Raw genomic sequence first — 2,175 nt, forward strand, 5'->3', positions numbered from 1 at the left:
GGCATCTCGGGGTGCGTGCGCAGCGCGGTGACATCGTGCTCGCGGCCTCGCATTTCTCGCTCAACTTCACCCTCATGAAACGGAGGATGAGTGTTCGCGCTGGCCGCGTCATCGCCGACACCGACGCCGCGCAGGTCCTTGACGCTGTCTGGCAGGCCGTCAAGGAGTTCGCCGCTAGAGAGCTGCCGCTGCTCGACGCGGACGACGCCGGGCGGACTGACTTGGAGGGCTCTATGGCGAGGTTCTCACGGGCCATCCAGCGGTACGCAGAAGCCGAGTAGGACCCAAGAGCTACTTTCACCGGTATTCTGCGTTCCTTATTGCACACTACAACCACTTTCGACGTGTCACCTGCTCGAGCCGCCTGACCTATCGCCACCCGGAAAGGCTCAGTATGCTCTCGAAGTAACAGCAGTTGTTCGGCGGCCGAAAGCGGGGACGCGCGGATGACCGCGTTCCCAGAACACACGAACATCTGGAGTTTCATTCTTGCGTACATCACAGCCCCGGACGGACACCCAGACCTGTCCAGTCGTTCACGGCTCGCCGATGGCCTCCGAAGGTCCGAGGGTGCCGCTGTACTCGTCGGAATTCGCGGCGGATCCGCACCGTGCTTACGACGAAATGCGAAGACAGTACGGCTCTTTGGCTCCGGTTGAGCTGGCGCCGGGCGTGCCGGCCACGTTGGTGGTCGGGTATGACACCGCGCTGCGGATCCTCAATGATCCCGAGCACTTCCCTGCCGATCCACGCACCTGGCAGCAAAACATCCCGGCCGACTGCCCCATCCGGCCGCTTATGGAGTGGCGTCCCAACGGGACTCGAAACGACGGAGCGGCCCTCCTGCGCTACCGGCAGGCCATCACCATGAGTATCAACGCGGTGGATCTGTACGCTCTCGATGCCACCGTGGAGAAGATCTCCATCCCGCTGGTCAACACCTTTTGCCAGGCCGGTGCCGCCGATCTGATCGGCCAGTACGCGCTCCCGCTTGCATTCGCGGTTATCGATTCCCTGCTCGGCTGCCCGCCGGAGGTCGGACAGCGGGTCGCCGCAGGCATGGCCGCGATGCTCGAGGGGATCGATGCCGAGGACGGCAACAAGATGATCGCCGAGGCGCTACTGGAACTGGTGGCTCTCAAACGGACCCATCCTGGCAACGACATCACCTCGCAACTGCTGCAGCATCCGGCCGAACTCGATGAACTGGAGATGATCCACCAGCTGACCAGCTTTTACGGCGCCGGGATCGAACTGCAACAGAACCTGATCGGCAATACCCTGCTGCTGATCCTCACCGACGAACGCTTCGGCGGAAGTGTCGTCGGCGGGGCCCTGTCCACCCGCGACGCACTGGACGAGGTCTTGTTCGACAACCCGCCGCTGGCGAACCTCCTCACCACCTATCCCCGTCAGCCGATCCTCGTCGACGGGGTCTGGCTGCCCGCGCATCAGCCGGTCGTCATCAGCATGGCCGGCTGCAACAACGACCCCGCGATCCGGACCGAGAATCACACAGGCAATCGCTCGCATCTGGCGTGGGGCATCGGCCCACACGCCTGCCCCGCACAGTCGCTGGCCTACCTGATCGCTCAGGACGCGATCGATCAGCTTCTCGATGCGCTGCCCGAGATCCGGCTGGCCATACCGGCTGACGCACCGGCTTGGCGGCCTGGACCCTTCCACCGTTCTTTGGTGGCTCTACCAGTCACCTTTCCCCCCTCTGCGCCGTTGAACGAGTACTGAGAATCTCGCAATCGCCCACGCGTGTCGGACGCGACTATCGTGAATTTAGAGAGGCCCGGAAAGCCGTTTCCGCGACCTCGGAATGTCATGGAAACGGCTTTCGTAACATTTATTTCAGAGAAATGTGGCGAGGGCCTTGTTGGCACAGCGAGGTGGTAATTCTCCAGCAACTGGAAGCGGAAGTGGCGAAGGACTCCGTGGGCGATCTGCAGGGCAGATACCCGGGCGAATTACTGCTGGCATCGCAGGCACCCGGCGTTCGGCGGCTGCGGGAGAGACTCCGTAACCAGTTGGCATCCAGCGGCTCGGCGGAGTAGTCGGTTCCGGGTGTACCAACACTGGCAGGCATGGGCCAGCTGTCGACCCAGTTGTTCGGGGCCTCGGCCGTTACCTACCGGCGGCGGCCGCCCGTTCGCACCCCGAGATGCT

2 protein-coding genes are annotated in these 2,175 nt (G+C 63.2%); both read left to right on the forward strand.

Going from position 1 to position 2,175, the window contains the following annotated elements; translation table 11 throughout:
• Positions 1 to 281, forward strand: a 281-nt coding sequence (locus AB0H00_RS31895) for a hypothetical protein (protein ID WP_357273650.1), incomplete at its 5' end; no start/stop codon positions are given.
• 268 nt (positions 282 to 549) lie between these two features.
• Positions 550 to 1,746, forward strand: a complete 1,197-nt coding sequence (locus AB0H00_RS31900) for a cytochrome P450 (RefSeq protein ID WP_357273653.1) — start codon at positions 550 to 552, stop codon at positions 1,744 to 1,746.
• The last annotated feature ends 429 nt before the right edge of the window (positions 1,747 to 2,175 follow it).

Source organism: Nocardia sp. NPDC023852, assembly GCF_040639505.1.
Classification (GTDB): Bacteria; Actinomycetota; Actinomycetes; order Mycobacteriales; family Mycobacteriaceae; genus Nocardia.

Excerpts from the sequence above, each read along its gene's own strand:
- AB0H00_RS31900 (WP_357273653.1), top strand. The coding sequence starts at position 550 with ATGGCCTCCGAAGGTCCGAGGGTGCCGCTGTACTCGTCGGAATTCGCG.